General features: G+C 26.8%; 22 protein-coding genes and 1 other annotated feature. Of the genes, 12 read left to right on the forward strand and 10 right to left on the reverse strand.

Going from position 1 to position 19,800, the window contains the following annotated elements; translation table 11 throughout:
* From ACRC03_RS04090 to ACRC03_RS04100, 3 genes are all read left to right on the forward strand, one after another.
* Nucleotides 1–231: hypothetical protein (locus tag ACRC03_RS04090; RefSeq protein ID WP_438651279.1), on the forward strand; the 231-nt coding region annotated here is incomplete at its 5' end.
* Between the two features lie 67 nt (nucleotides 232–298).
* Nucleotides 299–1,333: a M42 family metallopeptidase gene (locus tag ACRC03_RS04095; protein ID WP_438651280.1), complete on the forward strand. Its 1,035-nt coding sequence runs from the start codon at nucleotides 299–301 to the stop codon at nucleotides 1,331–1,333.
* Nucleotides 1,334–1,458: 125 nt separating this feature from the next.
* Entirely contained in the window at nucleotides 1,459–2,031 is a 573-nt protein-coding gene (locus ACRC03_RS04100; RefSeq protein WP_438651281.1) for a hypothetical protein, read from the forward strand.
* A gap of 60 nt (nucleotides 2,032–2,091) precedes the next feature.
* On the opposite strand, the gene ACRC03_RS04105 is transcribed toward ACRC03_RS04100, so the two are convergent.
* Entirely contained in the window at nucleotides 2,092–2,379 is a 288-nt protein-coding gene (locus ACRC03_RS04105; RefSeq protein WP_438651282.1) for a hypothetical protein, read from the reverse strand.
* A gap of 245 nt (nucleotides 2,380–2,624) precedes the next feature.
* Between ACRC03_RS04105 and ACRC03_RS04110 the strand changes: the two genes are divergently transcribed.
* The gene (locus ACRC03_RS04110; RefSeq protein WP_438651283.1) at nucleotides 2,625–3,653 is read left to right on the forward strand and encodes a hypothetical protein; all 1,029 of its coding nucleotides are present in this window, start codon (nucleotides 2,625–2,627) and stop codon (nucleotides 3,651–3,653) included.
* Nucleotides 3,654–3,680: 27 nt separating this feature from the next.
* Here ACRC03_RS04110 and ACRC03_RS04115 read toward each other — a convergent pair whose 3' ends face one another.
* Together ACRC03_RS04115 and ACRC03_RS04120 are read right to left on the reverse strand one after the other, a co-directional pair.
* Nucleotides 3,681–4,001: a YlbF family regulator gene (locus ACRC03_RS04115; protein WP_438651284.1), complete on the reverse strand. Its 321-nt coding sequence runs from the start codon at nucleotides 3,999–4,001 to the stop codon at nucleotides 3,681–3,683.
* Nucleotides 4,002–4,086: 85 nt separating this feature from the next.
* Nucleotides 4,087–4,905: a pyridoxamine kinase gene (locus ACRC03_RS04120; protein WP_438651285.1), complete on the reverse strand. Its 819-nt coding sequence runs from the start codon at nucleotides 4,903–4,905 to the stop codon at nucleotides 4,087–4,089.
* Nucleotides 4,906–5,172: 267 nt separating this feature from the next.
* Between ACRC03_RS04120 and ACRC03_RS04125 the strand changes: the two genes are divergently transcribed.
* The 3 genes from ACRC03_RS04125 to ACRC03_RS04135 all read left to right on the forward strand — a co-directional run bounded on the left by ACRC03_RS04125 (nucleotide 5,173) and on the right by ACRC03_RS04135 (nucleotide 7,408).
* The gene (locus ACRC03_RS04125; protein WP_438651286.1) at nucleotides 5,173–6,321 is read left to right on the forward strand and encodes an amidase domain-containing protein; all 1,149 of its coding nucleotides are present in this window, start codon (nucleotides 5,173–5,175) and stop codon (nucleotides 6,319–6,321) included.
* 143 nt (nucleotides 6,322–6,464) lie between these two features.
* Nucleotides 6,465–6,665, forward strand: coding sequence for a cold-shock protein (locus ACRC03_RS04130; protein ID WP_438651287.1), 201 nt, complete (start codon nucleotides 6,465–6,467; stop codon nucleotides 6,663–6,665).
* Nucleotides 6,666–7,003: 338 nt separating this feature from the next.
* On the forward strand, nucleotides 7,004–7,408 hold the full coding sequence (locus ACRC03_RS04135; protein WP_438651288.1) for a CBS domain-containing protein: 405 nt from the start codon (nucleotides 7,004–7,006) through the stop codon (nucleotides 7,406–7,408).
* Nucleotides 7,409–7,428: 20 nt separating this feature from the next.
* Here ACRC03_RS04135 and ACRC03_RS04140 read toward each other — a convergent pair whose 3' ends face one another.
* Both ACRC03_RS04140 and ACRC03_RS04145 read right to left on the reverse strand, forming a co-directional pair.
* The gene (locus ACRC03_RS04140; RefSeq protein ID WP_438651289.1) at nucleotides 7,429–8,184 is read right to left on the reverse strand and encodes a peptidylprolyl isomerase; all 756 of its coding nucleotides are present in this window, start codon (nucleotides 8,182–8,184) and stop codon (nucleotides 7,429–7,431) included.
* A 127-nt stretch (nucleotides 8,185–8,311) separates the two neighbouring features.
* A complete protein-coding gene (locus ACRC03_RS04145) occupies nucleotides 8,312–8,731 on the reverse strand; it encodes a hypothetical protein (RefSeq protein WP_438651290.1) in 420 nt (139 codons plus the stop codon).
* Between the two features lie 191 nt (nucleotides 8,732–8,922).
* Here ACRC03_RS04145 and ACRC03_RS04150 point away from each other — a divergent pair, with 191 nt between their 5' ends.
* The gene (locus tag ACRC03_RS04150; protein WP_438651291.1) at nucleotides 8,923–9,183 is read left to right on the forward strand and encodes a TIGR03905 family TSCPD domain-containing protein; all 261 of its coding nucleotides are present in this window, start codon (nucleotides 8,923–8,925) and stop codon (nucleotides 9,181–9,183) included.
* 103 nt (nucleotides 9,184–9,286) lie between these two features.
* Here the strand turns inward: ACRC03_RS04150 and ACRC03_RS04155 are convergent, their stop codons facing one another.
* Nucleotides 9,287–9,745 (reverse strand): hypothetical protein, encoded by a 459-nt coding sequence (locus ACRC03_RS04155; RefSeq protein ID WP_438651292.1) that lies wholly within the window; start codon nucleotides 9,743–9,745, stop codon nucleotides 9,287–9,289.
* Between the two features lie 343 nt (nucleotides 9,746–10,088).
* Between ACRC03_RS04155 and ACRC03_RS04160 the strand changes: the two genes are divergently transcribed.
* The 3 genes from ACRC03_RS04160 (at nucleotide 10,089) to ACRC03_RS04170 (ending at nucleotide 13,392) form a co-directional block, all read left to right on the forward strand.
* The gene (locus tag ACRC03_RS04160) at nucleotides 10,089–11,369 is read left to right on the forward strand and encodes an HD domain-containing phosphohydrolase (RefSeq protein WP_438651293.1); all 1,281 of its coding nucleotides are present in this window, start codon (nucleotides 10,089–10,091) and stop codon (nucleotides 11,367–11,369) included.
* A 14-nt stretch (nucleotides 11,370–11,383) separates the two neighbouring features.
* Entirely contained in the window at nucleotides 11,384–12,664 is a 1,281-nt protein-coding gene (locus tag ACRC03_RS04165) for a Gfo/Idh/MocA family protein (protein WP_438651294.1), read from the forward strand.
* Between the two features lie 119 nt (nucleotides 12,665–12,783).
* Nucleotides 12,784–13,392: a DUF3867 domain-containing protein gene (locus ACRC03_RS04170; RefSeq protein WP_438651295.1), complete on the forward strand. Its 609-nt coding sequence runs from the start codon at nucleotides 12,784–12,786 to the stop codon at nucleotides 13,390–13,392.
* 69 nt (nucleotides 13,393–13,461) lie between these two features.
* Here ACRC03_RS04170 and ACRC03_RS04175 read toward each other — a convergent pair whose 3' ends face one another.
* The 4 genes from ACRC03_RS04175 to ACRC03_RS04190 all read right to left on the reverse strand — a co-directional run bounded on the left by ACRC03_RS04175 (nucleotide 13,462) and on the right by ACRC03_RS04190 (nucleotide 18,724).
* Nucleotides 13,462–14,097: an isochorismatase family cysteine hydrolase gene (locus tag ACRC03_RS04175; RefSeq protein ID WP_438651296.1), complete on the reverse strand. Its 636-nt coding sequence runs from the start codon at nucleotides 14,095–14,097 to the stop codon at nucleotides 13,462–13,464.
* A gap of 205 nt (nucleotides 14,098–14,302) precedes the next feature.
* A complete protein-coding gene (locus ACRC03_RS04180) occupies nucleotides 14,303–15,682 on the reverse strand; it encodes a YjiH family protein (RefSeq protein ID WP_438651297.1) in 1,380 nt (459 codons plus the stop codon).
* Between the two features lie 63 nt (nucleotides 15,683–15,745).
* Nucleotides 15,746–15,967 (reverse strand) — a binding site (T-box leader).
* A gap of 63 nt (nucleotides 15,968–16,030) precedes the next feature.
* Entirely contained in the window at nucleotides 16,031–17,944 is a 1,914-nt protein-coding gene (locus ACRC03_RS04185) for an ABC-F family ATP-binding cassette domain-containing protein (protein ID WP_438651298.1), read from the reverse strand.
* Nucleotides 17,945–17,971: 27 nt separating this feature from the next.
* On the reverse strand, nucleotides 17,972–18,724 hold the full coding sequence (locus ACRC03_RS04190; RefSeq protein WP_438651299.1) for a M15 family metallopeptidase: 753 nt from the start codon (nucleotides 18,722–18,724) through the stop codon (nucleotides 17,972–17,974).
* 178 nt (nucleotides 18,725–18,902) lie between these two features.
* Between ACRC03_RS04190 and ACRC03_RS04195 the strand changes: the two genes are divergently transcribed.
* Entirely contained in the window at nucleotides 18,903–19,685 is a 783-nt protein-coding gene (locus tag ACRC03_RS04195) for a sugar phosphate isomerase/epimerase family protein (protein ID WP_438651300.1), read from the forward strand.
* Nucleotides 19,686–19,800: the final 115 nt, after the last annotated feature.

Consider the following 19,800-nt stretch of genomic DNA (forward strand, 5'->3'; position numbering starts at 1 on the left):
ATAGTAGGAATAGATTTAGTTTACAAAAATATAAGTGAAGTAACAAAAACATTAATGGGGATAATAGTATCATTAAAGTGTATAAGCCTTAGTACATCCATTATATATACTTTGAGCTGTGATATACCTATAAATAAAAAAGATTTTATTATATGTTATTTTGAAAAAACATTTATTATAATTTCTATTTATTTTGCAATATATTATTTTTATATAGGGTACATAAGATGATTTTATAAATATTATATATAAACACAATATTTATAATAAATACAAAAACAAAGAATAGGAGAAAAACATGACAGACATTAAATTACTAGAAAAATATATAATAGAGCTATTAAATACTCCAAGCCCAACAGGTTACACTGAACATGTTTTAAACTATATAAAAGAAACATTAGAAAGTATAGGTGTAGATTATAAAATAGGGAATAAGGGTACTTTAGTGGCTACAATAGAAGGAGAAGATATAAATAAGGGTATTACACTTTCTTCTCATATAGATACATTAGGAGCTATCGTAAAAGAGGTTAAGTCTAATGGTAGATTAGCCATAAATCAAATTGGCGGATATATGATGCATGCAGTAGAGGGAGAAAATGTACTAGTACATTGTAGAAATGGTAAAAAATATGAAGGTACTTTACAAACTTTAAGACCATCAATCCATATTCATGGAAATGAAGCAAAAGATTTACCAAGAGAATGTAAAAATTATGAAATAATAATAGATGAGGAAGTTTTTACAAAAGATGATGTAAATGATTTAGGAATAGAGGTTGGAGATATAATATCATTTGATACAAGATTAAAAATAACAGAATCAGGGTTTATTAAATCTAGATATTTAGATGACAAAGCTTCAGTAGGTGCTGTTTTATATACAATAAACTATATAAAATCAAATAATATAAAGCCCAAGTGTAATCTTAATTTCTTGTTTAGCAATTATGAAGAAGTTGGACATGGTTCATCTAGTTTTATACCTAAAGATACAGCTGAATTTATTGCTATAGATATGGGATGCCCAGGTGAAGGTCAAAACTCTACAGAATACGACGTATGTATATGTAGTAAAGATTCTAATGGACCTTATGACTATGAATTTGTAAATGAACTTATAGAAGTATGCAGAACAAAGAATATTAACTACAAACTAGACATATATCCTAATTATGGTTCAGATGCAACTGCAGCATTAAAAGCAGGACTAGATGCAAAATTTGCATTGATAGGTCCAGGGGTATTTGCTTCTCATGGATATGAAAGAACACATATAAAATCTATTATAGAAACTATAAAATTAATAGTTGAATATGTAAGATTATAAAGAAAAAATAGTGTACAAAAAGCAAAATAAGAAAGAATAAGGCGGAAAAAAGTAGAAAATATTAAAAAAACAAGTATACTATGGTATAATAATTTTATGAATAAAATTAGATAAGAGGTATACTTATGAAAAAATTATCAATAAGTTTGCTTATACTTTGTAGTATTTTGATAAATATAGGGTGTACAACTAGTAGCAAATTAAAAGATAGTAACATAATAGATCTTAACTCATCTTCAATAATTGAAAACGAAGAAAGTGTACAGACTAATGAAATGGGAACATCTGAGGTAAAGGCAAGTAACGTGACTAAAGCTACAAATACTATTAAAATTCCTATAACATTAATGGCAAAAGACATAAAAGAAGAAAAAAATGTAAAGTATCTAGAAGTTAATGAAGAGGGAACTTTACAAGATAAAACGGAGCTTATAGTTAATGCTATTTCCAAAGAATGTTTTAATAATCTTCCTATGAAGGTAACTGTTGATAGAAAAGATATTGCCAAGGTTGAATTAATAGAGCCAGAAAATGTACAAAATAGTAGAGTATCCTGGAAAGATGATTATTTGAATGAATATATAAAAGAAGATACACTTAGTATTATATTAAAAAACATACTTCAAGAAGAGTACAAAGGAAAGTGGATAGAAAAGGTTCAATTGTATTATGAAGGAGAATTGATATCTTTAAATTAAAAAATCAGTATTAGAAGCTTAGAGGCTCTAGTACTGATTTTTTATTAGTTTTAATTAAACCTAAGTTTCTGTATTATTACTTTGTTGTACATTCTTATCTTGACTAGTAATATAAGTTGCAGTAAATAAAATACCAATACCAGCTAATAATTTTATTTGTTGTTTTGCAAAAAAATTACAAGTAGGAACTGTAACTTTTCTTACAGTAGGGCATACTAAATTAGCAGCAATTATTGCACAACCAGCAACTAGACCAGTTTTAACTATTGTATTATTATCAATATTTTTTTTAGGTAAAGATAAATGAGATGTTTCATAGTAATCTTTGTTGTATTCATTTGAAGTCATAAAATCACTCCACTCACTAGTATTTGAAAAACAATGTCTATAAATATAGTATGCAGTTAATTAAAAAATATAATTCAAAATGTAGAAATTTTAAGGAATATAGATTTAAAAAATAACAAAAGGTAATACGAATACATATAATATAAATAATAGTAACCACATTTAATCCATTTCATATAATTATAGTAGACAGCATGAGTTTTCTTATGCAAGTTTAAAATACAACAAAGGGGTTTTGGCATATTATGAGAAAGAAAAAGAGTTCAGGATGTTCATGCACACCTCAACCTGAGGTTTTTAATCCATGTAATGAAACAACAAGTTCATGCAAATCGGCAAATTCATGTAAACCAGTAAAAAATTGCAAAAAACCAACAAAAAAATATGTAGATTGTCCTTGTGATGATTATGACATAACGCATGAAGATAAATGTGTAAAACTAGCTAAACAAGCGGAAGAATTATTTGAAAAAGCACTAGAATGTGAATGCAAAGCAGTTGAAGCATTTGAACAAGCTAAAGAATGTGAAAAATCATCTAAAATGTTATGTGCAAAAGCAGAAGAATTAATGAAAAAAGGAAACTGTAGTGAAAAAGAATCTAAATTAGCAGAGTGCAAGGCAAAAGAATTAATTGAGAAATCAGAAAAACTATGTGAACAAGCCAAGTGTTTATTTAAAGAAGCAGAATGTATAGAAAAAGAAGCTCAAAGCAATTGTGAGCACGCTAAATGTTTATATGAAAAAGCTGAAGATCACAACGAAAAAGCAAAAACATTATATGCTCAAGCTATGAAGTGTGATGAAAAGGCATTACAATGTTATAAGAATGCAGGGGAAAAAATAAAAGAGTACGAAATGAAATCAAAAAAATGTGAAGACATAATGGGTAAATGCATGAATAAAATAGAAGCATGTGAATCTAAACAAAAATGCACTAAGCCAATGCCATTAGATATTAAAGGGGAAAAATGTAAAAAAGAATGTAAGAGTAATAAATGTCAACCATTCAAATGTGATGAAGAGATAATATATATAGAAGAAGAGGATATTAATATAAGTGGAGGATGTTCAACTTATGTAAGTCCAATGTATGATATGTATAAAATGCAATGTATGGGAGACTTTGCTCAACAATATCCATCTTTAGAAATGCCTTATATGAACGCATATATGGAACAGTATGAAGATATGAATGATATGTGGATGAATTATTATACAATGATGCAAAATATGATGATGCAAAATATGATGAAGCCAAGAGATTTAGATTAAAAAAAAGGATGCTTTTGCATCCTTTTTTTATTTTATTAATTCTCTTTCTATAATATTATACAAATTTTCCATCATAATATTAAACTGCTTAGTAGTTTTCACATAATTAGATACTAAAGGAAGATTAAAAAAATCTTCATAATCTTTATTTAATAGATTCATTTTTCTGGCGGCATCTTCAATAGTATAATTTGAATAGATACTATTTTTTTTAGTAATATAAACATCAAATTGTTTTTTTATAGATTTATTTTTTTCTAAATCTGTTTTACTTTTGTTCAGAGCTTTAAATTCAGGAGTATTTTTTACATAGTATGAAAACTCTTTAGCTCTTTGATTTATATCCATAAAGTATATCCCCCCCTTTATAAAAATATATATTGTAATATAAAAATATATACTAATTAATAAGATATATTTATAAAATATAAAATTAAAGACAAGTTAAGTCATGTAAAAATTGTTCAAACATTACACCATCATTTCTATCAGTTTTAAAGTTAACAGTATAATTTATTGATTTATGTATAAAATTACTAGCAGTTGTGATTGCAAACTTCAAGTCATTATTATTGACTAAAAGACCACAGAGTATAGAAGTGAATATATCACCAGTTCCGCTATAAGAATAATTATTGTACTCTGTAGAATTAAAAAACACTTCATTATTTAATTTATCATAACCTAAGTTTAGTATATTATTTTCTTCTATTATACCTGTAATCACTACTTTATCAGGTCCTAAATCCGAAATATCTTTGGCAATTTCAACAAGCTCTTCACGAGAAAAATATGTGCGTGTGTAATCTCTATCAGTTAAATAGCAAGCTTCTGTTAAATTTGGTGTTGCTAAATTAGATATTTTTACTAATGTCTTAATTTTATTTCTCATTTTTTCTGTAAAAATAGGATACATTTTTCCGTTATCACCCATAACAGGATCTATAACTATAAATGAATCTGGGTTTTTCTTAATAAATTCATAAACTATTTCTATTTGATTTTCAGAACCTAAAAATCCGCTGTAAATACAATCAAAACTAATATTAAGATTTTTCCATACATTAGAATACTTAGGCATTTCTTTAACTAAATCTAAAAATGTAAATTCAGGATACCCAGTTTGGCTAGATAATATTGCTGTAGGAAAAGGACAACATTGTACTTTTAGGGCTGAAATTATTGGAATAGCCACAGATAAAGAACATCTTCCTATACCTGATAAATCATTTATTGCAGCAATTTTTTTCAAAGTAGTAGCACCTCCATTGTTAGTACATAGTTATTATGTAAACATAATACAAATTATATAATTATATATTACTATTAAAACTTATAAAAAAATAGTAATATAAAACAAATTTCACAAAAATAAAATTACTATAGCAAATTAAACCTTAATAAAAGAATTAAAATTATTTAATTACTATTTGGATATAATAATATAAAATCAAAAGGCACATATAGCTGAAAATCAAAATTAAATAAAAAATGATGTACTTTTTGGGAGGTGCAGTTTTTGAAGAGACTTAAAATAAGGAAGAAGTACACCAAAGCTATGATTATGTTTATATGTTTAACTTTAGGCCTAATAATAAATATTTATATAAACAAAAAAGCCTATTTCAATGAAGACTCAGTAGTAACAAAGATTATTGATAAAGAAGATGAAATAAAGAATCAATATCAAATATTACTAGAAAGTCTATTTGATTATAGGAATGAAGCATTATTAGGAAAAAATGAAGAAATGTTAAAAGAACTATATGATATAGATAAAAAAACAGGACTTTGGGCGTATGAGCATGAATTTAAAAAAATGAAGTACCTAGAAAATTGGTCTAGTAAACAAGGTGTTAAGTTTAATGACATAAAAACTAGGGTTAAAATTAAGAAAGTTAAAGAAAAAGAAGAAGATTTATATGGAATTATATGTACAGTATCTACAGAATACAAGTATTCTTATGAAAATCAAAAAAATAAAACTAATATTTTTAGGATAGGTACATACCATTATTTAAATGTAAAAATTAAAGATAACCAATATATAATAACGAAGGAATGGTACACTGATCCTTTTGCAGATTCTCTCAATTTAGAGAATATAAAGTCAGAAGATATTAGAAATTATATACTATGCCAAGATGTCAAAAATATAGAATTAACTTCGGAACAGAAAAAAGCTATAAATTATGCTCATAGGTACTGTGGAGCAGCAGCAGATGAAGAATATGGATTTAAATTTAATCAAAATTATAAAAATTTCAATCCTGATGGAGGAGATTGTGCTAATTTTGCATCGCAAATAATGTATGAAAGCGGAAGATTCAAGAAAAATTCAATTTGGAATTACTCTAATGGAGATGGAACAAAAGCATGGGTAAATGCACAAGGTTTTAAAAGCTATATTGTAAATAGTGGAAGAGGATATTTAATAGCAAAAGGAATTTATCAAGATATATACAAACAAGCATATGATTTAAAGCCTGGAGACTTTGTAGGTTATGAAAAAGGAGGAAGAATAACTCATGTATCTACAGTCACAGGATTAGATTCAAGAGGGTATCCACTGGTAACTTGCCACAATACAGATAGATTGTTAGTTCCTTGGGATTTAGGATGGAGTGATAAATCTATAAAATACCATTTAATAAAAGTAAATTACTAACCTAAAATAAATTTATAATAAGGTTATACAGACGCCAGAGACCTAATAATAAATTGACAAATATTGGTAAATATAATAAAATTAAGATAAGGTTACAATAAAATGTAGCTAAATAATTGTGTGTTTTTTAGGAGGATTTATTAATGAAAACTGGTGTAGTTAAGTGGTTTAACAATGAAAAAGGTTTTGGATTTATATCTGTAGAAGGTGAAGGAGATGTTTTCGTACATTTCTCAGCTATAACTAGTGATGGATACAAGTCTTTAGAAGAAGGGCAAAGTGTTCAATTTGACGTAGTTGAAGGAGCTAAAGGTCCTCAAGCTGCTAACGTAGTTAAATTATAATCTAAAGTTCATATATATTAGTAACCCTAGTAATATGTGAAACAACAGCCGCTACATAAGCGGCTTTTTTTACGCTTAAGGAAATTATATTGCCTAAAAAACTGTGGATAAGTTACTACATTTAAGCAATGTCAACATATTTAGTGAAAGTAAAAAAGATTTTTAGCAACGCGCAGAGCCGTTGGCGATATGAGCGAAGCGAATTTTTTACGCTTAAAGATATTATAATTGAGGTTATAAATAAAATATGATAAAATTAATAATGCAAAATGATTTCTAATATAATTATTGTATAAAATACTAGAAGTATTTAAACGAGTATTTGGAGGTGTAGTAGAGTGAACATATTATTTTTTTTAACACCTAAAAGTGAAGTTGCATACCTATATGAAGACTACACTATGAGGCAAGCTTTAGAAAAAATGGAATACCATAGATACTCTTCTATTCCCATAATTGATAAAGATGGGAAATATGTAGGAACAATAACAGAAGGTGATTTACTGTGGACATTAAAAAATGATTTTTCATTAGATTTAAAGTCTGTAGAAGATGTATCTATTAGTAGTATTAAGAGAAGAAAGGACAATAGACCTGTATCTATTAATGCGAATATAGAGGATTTAATATCTAAATCTATGAATCAAAATTTTGTACCTGTAATAGATGACCAAGAAATATTTATAGGGATAATTAAAAGAAGAGATATAATAGGATATTGTTATAATAAGTTAAAAGCCTAGCAAATTGCTAGGCTTTATTATTAGTCATTGAATTTTACTTGACCTTCATATTTAGATTTAAGACTTTCTAATTTCTTAGAATAAACTTCGTTTTGTTTTTGATACATTAAAGTTTTTTCTATTTCATTTTTAACTTCTTCGTATTGAGAGTCTCCACCCTCTTGCTTCTCTTCTAACTTTATTAAGTGGTATCCAAATTGAGTTTGAACAGGTCCAGTTACTTCTCCCTTGTTCATATTGAAAACAACTTCTTCAAATTCAGGAACCATTTGACCTCTAGGGAATGTACCTAAGTCACCACCAGCATCTTTAGAAGGACAAGTAGAGTGAGCTAGAGCAGCATCTTCAAAAGTTAATTCACCAGCATTTATTTTGTTTAATAAATCATTAGCTGACTCTTCAGTTTCAACTAGTATATGCTTAGCAGATGCAGTTTCAGATTTATTGAATTTACTTTTATTAGCTTCAAAGAAAGCTTCTTTTTCATCTTCAGTTAATGTAACACTTGATAAAACCTTATTTATAGAATATTGTTTTAACATATTTTCTTCAACTTTTTGTAACTCAGCTTTGAAGCTTTCATCATTATGTAATCCTTCTTCTTTAGCCTCTATGAAGAATAATTCTTGGTTAACTAAATCTTCTAGTACTTGTTTTTTACCTTGCTCATTATTAAAATGCATAGCTTGGTATGGGTCTAAGCTAGTTAATACATTCTCAATATCAAGATTTGTAATTTCTTTTTCACCAATTGTAGCTAAAACTTTTTTTTCCATTATAGTAACTCCTTTATTAATGTATTTAATTACTAATATTTTCTTTCAATTTAAATAATATCAGAAAAAAAACTATATGTCTAATATTTCTAAAAAAGAGAATAAATATGCAAAAATATTTATAAAACTAATAAAGTAATGTGATGGCAAGTAGTAAAAGTGAAGAAAGTATACCCACCAGTCCTTCTTCTATTTTATATTTAAAAACTTGAATAGATGAAATATAAAATAGAAGTAGTACAAAAATCATTTTTAAAAATAGCCAAAATATACTAGTAGTAAATATCAAGAAACTGAATAACGTAAAAATAAATGATAGTAAAAGAGTTACTCTATATAAAATTACTATACGTTTTATTTTAGAGTTATTATTATAAAATATTGAAAATAAAATAATATAAACTGTTGCCAAAATGCTAAATATTGAAACCATAAAAAGTTCTAGTGAATGGCTAGAAACTGCAACTTTTTTATACCAAATCATTGGCCAAAAAAGCAAAACTAAAAATTTAAAGTAATTATCATAAAATTTTTCATTATTTATCATTAATTACACAACCTTTCAAATTAGTGAATAAACAAAAGTATCTATAAATAAATTAAAGCATACTAAACTATTAAATACTAGAATTATTATACCTATACATAAAAAATATATTATAGATTATGGACTTAACTAATATATATTATTATATACAAAAATTAATAATGTAAAAATTTGATAAGGTGGGATGTTTTATGTATAGATATTATACAAAAGGTGTATGTTCTAAATCTATAATTATGGATATAGAAGATGAGGTATTGAAAAATATTGTATTTGAAGGAGGGTGTGCAGGGAATCTAATAGGTATAAAACACTTAATAGAAGGTAAAAACATTGATGAAATTATATATATGCTTCAAGATATACCTTGCAAAGGAAGAGGTACATCATGCCCAGACCAATTATGTAAAGCACTTAAAATATACAAAAAATACGTATATGATAATGAATAAACAATATATCAAGTGAATATGTAAAACAATAAAAGGCCATAGAATATAAAAATTCTATGGCAAGTATTAAAAATATGATTATTAACTAGTAGTTAAAAATTTTTTATTGCTTGCTTAGTAATACAGCAACTTTAGCTTCTTGGTTATAGTAAACTTGAACTATTTGATTCTTTTTAATGTGTTCAAAATCTTCGCCACCATGAGCTATTTGTAATTTAACTGGTAATTTTCCTTGCTTTATAATAGCTATATATTCTTTTTTACCCTTTTTCTCAAGACTAATTAAATTTCCAGCATAGTTCTTAAAGTTTTTAGAATACTTTTCACTAGCTTTTTTAATATAGAAATAAGTTCCAACTGCTATTAATAGGTTTGCCACAAGTGTTGACCACCAAGGTAACTTAGCAAAAGCCCCTACTATAACAACAATTACCATTAAAATAATAGGTAAAATAGCTTTTCTCATGATTAACTTACCCATTATTTCGTTAGCTCTTTTTTCAGGGCCAGTCATTGTTTTTGATCTAGCAAAAGATTCTGCGAATTTGTCTTTAAAGCCCATATTAATCCTCCTAATTTAATAAATATTTAGTTATAATAATGTCATTATGCTTGAAACTAAAAATTTACTATATTTATATTATGTACAAGTTTTACATTAAAATTTATATCCAAGCAAATAGAAATATATTAATTATTTTAACATAGAATCATAAAAAAGAAAATAAATGAAATTATAAAAATGAATAAATATAAAATACTTATGTACTGTAAGTGCTAACCGTAAAATCATTTTATGAGATTAAAATAAATATGAATAAATGAAATAAGCAAAAAAGTGTAATATAATAATAGTGTTAATTAAAATATAGGGGCAAAAGTATAATCAAAAGGGGATTAATAAATTGATTGAAGATATAATTAATGGATATGATATTTTTAGAATAAAACAATCTATGTTAAAAAAAATAGATAAAGATTTAGTAGATCATGGATTGGAGACAGCATATATTGCATGTTTAATTGGGGAACAATTGGGATATGAAGGAAAAAAATTATGTAATCTTAGAATAGCAGCACTTATACATGATATAGGAGCATATAAAACAGAAGAAATGAATAACTTGAAACAATTCGAAATTGTAGATACTGGAAAACATGCTATTTATGGTTATTCTATTTTAAATCAAATGAAAGAACTAAATAATATTGCACCTATAATTTTATACCATCATCATTCTTATGATAATAGAGAAACATGTATAGATGATATTCAAATACCGGAGGAAGCTTTTATAATATCTTTAGCAGATAGAGTATCTATTTTTTGTAGACTATTAAATTATGAAGAAGATAAAATCATACAAGTAATACACAATTTAAATAAAAATTCATTTAAGCCTAAACACCTTGAAATTTTATATGAATTAATTGATAGCAAACATGTTATAAAAAATATAACTGATAGTAGCTATAAAAAAGAAATTAACAAAACAATAAAAGAATCTAAGCTTGGTTTAAGCATCATGAGGGAGTTTCTTATTTTCTTACCTTTAGCTATAGATTTTTTTAGCTTTGAAACATCTCTACATACAGTAAGTATATCTTCTATGGCAAGTAAAATATGTGAAAAAATGAATTTAGCCCCAATCTATAAAAGAAAGATTGAAGTAGGAGCATATTTACATGACTTGGGAAAAGTATGCATGCCTACAAAAATATTACATAAGCAAGATAGGTTGACAGAAGAAGAGTTTTATATAATGAAGAAACATGTAACTTATACTAGAGAAATTTTAATAGAATCAAAAATAGAAAAAGAGTTGGTAGACTTAGCGTGTAATCATCATGAAAAGTTAGATGGAACAGGATATGATAGAGGTTTAAAGGAAGAGGAATTAAGCATAGGAGATAGAATAATTAGTATAAGCGATATATTTTGTGCATTAACAGAAAAAAGAAAGTACAAAGATTCTTTTGATAAAAATAAAGTTTTGGGCATACTTTTTGATATGGCAAATAAAAATCAGATTGATAGGTCTATTGTAAATTTAATTAATGAAAACTATGAAGAAATTTTTGAAACAGTAGCTAATACTAAAAGGGATTACAATAACACTTTAAAAGATATATTAAAAGATTATAGTTATATATTAGAAAAAAATATTAATTTAAATATACTTTAGAAAAGGTGGAATTTATGGGGAAAATAAGAATAGGTATAATAGGTGCAGGTTTAAGGGGAACATATGAATATGCATCATATTTAAGTGAGCATATGGATAATTGTGAAATAGTATCTGTTGTAGAAAAAAGAAAAGGAAGAAGAGAGGTATTTAAACAAAAATACAATATAAAAGAAGAATATGTATTTGAGAACATAGAAGAATTTTTAAAACAAGATAAAATTGTAGACGGAGTAATAATTACTAGTGGTGATGATAGACATTATGAACATGCAAAAGCATTACTTGAAAAAGGATACAATATACTTTTAGAAACACCAATAACTAATACTTTAGATAGATTAGTACACTTAAATGATATATGTGAAGAATATAAGGATAAAGTTTTTATGGCTTCAAATTTATTAAGATATAATTCTGTTTTAGCTAAGTTAAAAGAAATAATAGACAGTAAAGAATTAGGAGAATTAATAAATATTCAATATAGCAATAAAATAGGATATTGGAAATTTGCACATGATTATGTAAGAGGAAATTGGAGAAATTCAAGTGATACAAGTCCTCTTATATTAAATAAGGGATGTAGTGATATAGATGTATTGTTACATTTAATAGGCAGTAAATGTAAAAAAGTAGCTTCATTTGGAGATTTAAAACATATAACTAATGAAAAATTTAAATTGAATATGAGTGAAAGTTGTATGGGCTGTAGTATTGAGATAGAATGTCCTTATTCAGCTAAAAAAATATATTTACAAGATAATAAAAAGGAAAATTACGCAGTGCATATAGATCCTACAGAAGAAAATTTATTAAATATATTAGCTGAAGGACCTTATGGAAGATGTATTTATAGATGTGATAACAATGTTGTAGATCATATGATTAATATATTAGAATTTGAAAATGGAGTAAAGGCTACATTAAACTTGTATGCATTTGCTAAAGAAAGTGAAATATGTATAAATTTAATGTTTAGCCATGGAGAAGTAGTAGCAAGTCTTTTAAAAGAAGAAATTATTATAAGGAAATTTATTGATGAAAAGGACAATATAGTAAATCTAAAATCTGATAATAAAGAAAAAGAGGAGCATAAAATTATAAAAGATTTTATTAAATTAATATCAGAGAAAGATTTTACAGAAAATAAATCTACTTCAAAATCAACAATAGAGAGTCATTATATTGCATTTGCACTAGAGTATTCAAGAGTTAGTGAAGAAGTGGTATATGTAGATGACTTTTTTGAAACTGCTATTAATATGACTAGGGAAATAGAGCTAGCATTATTATAAAATTTGTTGAGTTTATCCTATTAATGGTTTTGTACATTGCTTAAAAAAAGTATGGTATCTATTCATGATAAATATGATATAATCTTATACAAGGAAAGGTTTAACTAGGAGGAATAGATATGTCTGATGATAGAATAATTGATTTTAATGATTTAAAAAATAAAGTTAAAGATAGTGATGTAGATAAGTTTGAACAATATATATACAACTTGTATTTTTCTGTTATGGATGGAAGTATGACCATGGTTGAGTTCTCCCAAAAGATATTTGATTATATGAGAGAGAATAATATATCTCAAGAAAAATTTATGAATATACAAAAGAAATTTATGGAACGATATGGAATGGATTCAGAAGAAGTTGAAAAGCAACTTAAAAATCTTGGAATAGATCCATTAAATCCTAATTTTAGTAATATAAATTTAAATAATATAAAAGATATAAACAATTCAAAGAATGAAGAGTTTGAATCTATTAAAAAAAATACAGGTTTTTATGAAAAATATGGACATAAGATACAACCCAAAAATTGCACAACTACATTTATAAAAAATGACATAAACGATATAGAGATTATAATAGATCAAGAAAAAGTAACTCTTTGTAGTATCAAAAAAATAAATCTTATGGATGCAGAATTAAATGAATTTTTATTAGCATACAAGAATATGTTTAATAAAAAAATAAGAGTAGTTTTATGTGAAAACTACAGTGACTACGATTACTAAAAAAATATAAAAGCTAGAAAATTTACATTATTAAGAGTAAATTTTCTAGCTTTTTTACGTTTAAGTAAATTATATTATATCTTTTACAACTTTAATTCCGTTTTGTAACATACTATTTAAAAATACAATATTTAAGAGTTCAGCAGGATGAACTCCTGGTATATCATATGTATCAACTAAATTCATAGGAACTATTACATTTTTATTCATATTATGTTGGTTAAAATATGATTTTAAAGTTATTGCAAATTGATAGATACAAATATCAGTGCAGTCTCCAACTATAATAATATTTTCTATAGTATCAAAATCAATCTTATCTAATGCAAAAAAACCATTAGTAGAGTTTTTAGGAATAACTTGTATATTATCAATTAACTTAAGTTCATCTACTATTTCGCTTTCAATATGATTTTCTAAACAATGAGAAGGATAGCTTTTTAGTTCAAGAGAATCAGCAGTATGAGTATCTGTGAAGGCAATAATACTATTTACTTCCTTAGCTAAAGGTTTTACAAAGTTAAATATTGGGTTTATTAAAGATTCGACCCTAGGAGAATACAATGCTCCGTTTCTTGCAAATCCATTGTTCATATCTACTATAAAAATATCTGTACTTTTCAAATTTAAGCTAGAAATACTTTCTGTAGGTAAAGTATCTAGGTTGACTTTTAATGCCTGCAATTCATTTAATAAATTTTCCATTTGTAAATACCCCCAGTAATATCTTTTATATAAATGATATTACAAAACAATTACTTTAAAGTCAAGACTAGTGTAAAGACAAAGAAAAACTACCTTAAAATATTTAAAGTAGTTTTTTAAAAGGAATTAGTTGTTCGCAAAGGTCGAATACCTTCCTCTGCTAAATATTATGCTAATTATATTGAATTTGATACCTATATTAATATTATTTTATAATTAATTTTGCCAATAAAGTTATAATAGGAAGTGCTATTATAGTACGAGTTAAAAATATTATAAATAAATCTTTTAAGTTAAGAGGAATATCAGATTTTAATATAACTGCCCCTGTTTCAGTTAAATATATTAATTGAGTGATAGATAAAGCACCTATTATAAACTGTGTAAGTTGGCTTATTCCCTCTCCAGATACCATTATTGATGGTAAGAACATATCAGTAAAACCTACAAGTATAGCTGGAGCAGCTTGTGTCGCATCAGGTATCTTTAAAAATTCTAATATATAAACAACTGGTAAAGATATAACATTAAAGAAAGGTGTAAATTCTGCAACAATAAGTGCTAAAGTACCCCAAGCCATAACTAAAGGTAAAAGACCTAAGTACATATCAACAACTGTTTTACATCCATTTATTAATATATCTTTAAATGAAGGAGCAGCAGAAGCTCTAGTCAGTGCTTTATTTAATCCAAAGTTAAACACACTCTCACCTTCAGGAACTAATTCTTCTTTTAAGTGAGGAACATTATTATAAGTTGAGTTTTTAAATTTAGCTAGTGGATATATACGAGGCATAATTAATGCACAAGCTAAAGATGCAACACATACTGTACCGTAAAATGGAACAAATAGTGGCATAAGACCTAATTGGTCAGCTATAACAGTTGAAAATGGTAATGATACTAGAGAGAAGCAAACTGAAATAGTAGCAGCTTCTTTAGCTGTATAAAACCCTTGCTTATATTGAGTATTAGTTATCATTATTCCAAGAGTACCATCTCCGAGCCAAGAAGATAGGGCATCAACAGCAGAACGACCAGGAACTTTAAATAACATATACATAGATTTAGATACTAGGGTACCGAATAAATCCATAAGACCGAAATCTACAACTAAGGGCAATAAGAATCCTGAAACTAAGAATATTGCAAGCAAACTAGGTAAAAGAGATAATACTACTTGCCCAGTTAATTCTGACTGTATAACTTCAGGTCCAAAGCCAAATACTACCATGCATATGAACACAGCACCTAAAATTCGACATACTAGCCAGAAGGGTGAAACATTTAAAAGTCCTTTTAAAAATTCATTTTTTATATTAACAAATTTGCTAGCTACAGATAAAACAGCAGAGGTTACAATAACTACTAATGCAATGTTTAATAAATAATCAGCAGCAACTATTTTTATAAGCTCAGCTAAAAATCCTATTCCTATGTTTATAGGAGATAAACCTTCTAAAGGGAAGATTTCACCATATGGTAATGGTATTATAAATAAAAATAATCCAAATAAAGATGGGATTAAAAATTTAAGTAGATTAGAACTACTTGTACTAGGTAATGATGCTACGTTTTTTTCCATAAATAAACTCCTCCAATTTTAAATTAAAATAAACAATAAAAAAAGTCCCTTGGTCATTAAAGACCAAGAGACGAAAATATCCGCGTTACCACTCTCGTTGATAATCAAAAATAAATTTTATGACTATCCACTCATATACTCTTAAGGCGAGATAACCAATTACCATACTTAATTTCAAGTAATCTTCTCAAAAGCTCTCTTCAGCTAAACTTCATTACCAAGCTTCCACCGTCCTTGGCTCTCTATAAATTTCACTTAACTTACTCTCTTTATCACTGAATTTATTAATTTTGATTTGTTTATACTATGTTAAAATAATTTAACTAAAAAGTCAACTTTTTTTATTGCTTAGTTTTTAGAATTAGAAATTTCTTCAGCTAAGTTATTCAAGTATTCCCATCTTTCATATTTATACTCAAGATCAGATTCTGCTTTTGATTTTGCATCAATTACCTCTTGTAATTTAACAAAATCAGTAGCAAACTTTGAGGTACTAGCTTCAAGTTCTTCTATTTTTTTCTCTAGTCTTTCTATATCACTATCTATAGTTTCAAATTCTTTTTGTTCATTGTAAGTAAACTTAAGTTTTTTGTCATTTTTAGGTTTTTCTTTTTTTACAGATGTATCAAGTTCTTTTTCTTTAACTTCCTCTTTAAACTCAATACCTTGTACTTCTCTGTAAATAGAATAATCACTGTAGTTACCTGTAAATATATGAATTTTACCCATACCTTCATAGGCAAATATTTTATTACAAATTCTGTCTAAGAAATATCTATCATGAGAGACTGTAATAACAATACCACTAAATTCATCTAAGTACTCTTCAAGTATATTAAGAGTATCGATATCTAAATCATTAGTAGGCTCATCTAGTAAAAGAACATTTGGTGCTAACATAAGAGTTCTTAGCAAATGAAGTCTACGTCTTTCTCCACCAGACAATTTACCTACTAAAGTATACTGCATAGTAGAGTTAAATAAAAATCTCTCACACATTTGAGAAGCTGAAATTTTAGTGCCATCAGAAGTTTCTATATAGTCACTTGCTTCTTTAACATAGTCAATAGCTCTCATTTCAGAGTGCATATGAGAATCATCTTGGTCAAAACAACCTATTTTAACCGTTTCTCCAATTTCTATATGACCACTATCTGGAGATAATTTACCATTGATTATATTTACAAGAGTAGATTTACCCATACCATTTTTACCGATTATACCTATTCTATCAGTACGAGCTAAAGTATAATCTAAATCATCAATAACAACCTTATGGTCAAATGCTTTAGAAATATGATGAAGCTCTATAATTTTTTTACCTAACCTTGTTGAACCAACTGAAATATCTATCTTATCTTCAGGAGAGTAAGAATCTCTATTAGTTAATTCATCAAATCTTTGAAGCCTAGCTTTTTGTTTTGTAGTACGAGCCTTAGCACCACGTCTAACCCAAGCAAGTTCATTTCTTATTAAATTCTGACGTTTTTCTTCCATACTAGACTCTATAGTTATCCTTTCAAATTTCTTTTCTAGGAAAATAGAGTAATTACCTTCGTAGCTAAATAATCTACCTTTGTCTAGTTCAATAATTCTATTACAAACACGATCTAAGAAATATCTATCGTGAGTTATCATAAGTAATGAACCTTTTCTTGAATTCAGATATTCTTCCAAATAATCTATAGTGTCATTATCTAGGTGGTTGGTAGGCTCATCTAAAATTAATAACTCACATGGAGTAATAAGAGCCGAAGCTAAAGAAACTCTTTTTCTTTGACCTCCAGAAAGTGCACTTATTTTTTGATTAAAATCAGTAACGCCAAGCTTAGTTAAAACTGTTTTTGCTTCACTTTCTAAATCCCAAAGATTAAGCGTATCTATTTTTTCTTGCAGAGATATTAATTTTTTATTTAAGTCATCACTGAAATTATTATTTACAGCTTGTAGAGTTTCTTCATATTCTAAAAGTAATCTCATTTCCTGAGAAGTTCCTTTGAATACTTGTTCTAAAACAGTAAATTCTTCATTGTGATCAGGATTTTGAGGTAGGTATTCAACTCTTACAGTATTTGCCTTAGTAAAAGTACCGCCATCTGGAACTTCAAACCCAGCAATAATTTTAAGTAAAGTAGATTTACCAGTACCATTTACACCTATAATACCGATTTTTTCTCCGTCGTTAATACCGAAAGAAATATTTTCTAATAATGTTTTTTCTGAATAACTTTTACTTATATTATCTAACGTCATTAAATTCATATTATCACCTTTAATTCTTTTTTATTTTTATAGATTTTTTTCAAAGTGTTGGTAGTCAGGGTTTGTCCAATTTCCGCCCCAGCTCCAACCTCTATTTACAAATGCATTGTATAAATCATCACCTTTAGTAATCATACCTTTTTGGTAAGTGGCTCTATCTTTATACATATATCCTTCGCTTGGACTTACTTCATCGCCTTTAACATGAGGGTTTTGTAGTGGGTTTATATCAATTGCCAAACCTTTACCATGATTAGAAATTTGATTGGTACCTGCTATCGTTCTATAACAAAATGAAGAGCTATTATTATTAGCCATAGAATCTTCATCAATAGCATTGTACTCATCAATTAACTTTATTTTTTCAATAGGGAACTTTTTATCGTATAGTTCTTTAAATATATCAACAACTTCAGCTGCAACCTCATTATTTACAACCATTTCTCCAATGTGAATTTTATCATCGAAACCATAATAAGTTAAATTCAAATAAGAAAGTGTATCAAAACTTATAGGCTTATTTTCAGGCATAGAAACACCTATCATTTTATCTCTTATATCATCTGGAATTGAAGTATAAGAAAATACTGGTTCAAAAGCATCTTCTTCAACTTTTTTATCAGATTCATTAGAGTTATTACTAGACACAATATTGTCCTTATTAACAACAATATCTGAAGTAATATTATTATCATTGGCATCATTTGATTTAATATTATAAATAAAATATATGGATACAGTTACAACACAAAATATTATCAAATATTTTAGTTTTTTCATAGTCAATCACCCCTTTAAAAGTTTTACATTGAAAATAAACACATTTAATATTAAAATTTTATTAGATATGATAATTTAAGTATAAAACTATATACTATTATAACTCATAAATACAAAGGTCACTAATAGTATTTAATAATACTTTTAATATATATGCAACAAGTTAGGGGGAAAAAGAATGGAGATTTATATTTCGCAGTTAGATGAAAGTAAAAAAGTAGTTCCTATTGTAAAAGAATACAACGTAGGATTAGAAGTAGTACAATTTGCTAGTCCTTATATACTAGATAATTTAGAAGAGTGTATAAGTTCATACAAAAATGAGATAAAAGAAATTTTAGGCAGTACAAGCCTTTCCATTCATGGACCATATGCAGATTTAATTCCTGGCACTAGAGATAAGATGATAGCAAAAGTTGCAAAAGAAAGATTTGAACAAGGATATAAAGTAGCAAAAGAGCTAGGAGCTAAAAAAATAGTCTATCACAATTCATATACTCCCAAGACCTATACTAATATTGAATGGATGAATAATAGTATAAAATTTTGGAAGGACTTTACCAAAGATAAATTGGAGGATATAGAAATACATATTGAAAATACCTTAGAAGATGATTATGAATTAATTAAAAACTTAGTTGAGGAAATCAACCATCCTAATTTCTCAATCTGCTTAGATATAGGTCATATAAATGCTTATTCTTACCTGACCTTAGAACAGTGGATGAGTGGGTTAGGGGATAAAATAAAGCATATGCATATACATAATAATTATGGAGAAAAGGATACTCATAGTGGCATACAAAATGGGAATATGAATATTATAGAACTTTTAAATTATGTAAAAGAAAATATGGAAAATACAAGTATTTCCTTGGAAATTGTAGATATAAATCAACTTAAGGAGTCTTTAGAATTATTAAGAGAATATAATTTTAGGCTTTTCCAAGAAATAAAATGACCGTTTTTTAGAAGCTATCGCTTAGTCACTGAAATTCGGTTATTTTTATGTTTTTATATTTTCTTCAAAAGTGATTTTATGATTTTGGACAAAGTTTCCCCCTCCCCATAGAAAT

Origin of the sequence: Romboutsia sp., assembly GCF_051659545.1 — a bacterium.
In the GTDB taxonomy this organism is placed as follows: Bacteria; Bacillota; Clostridia; order Peptostreptococcales; family Peptostreptococcaceae; genus JBOFOR01.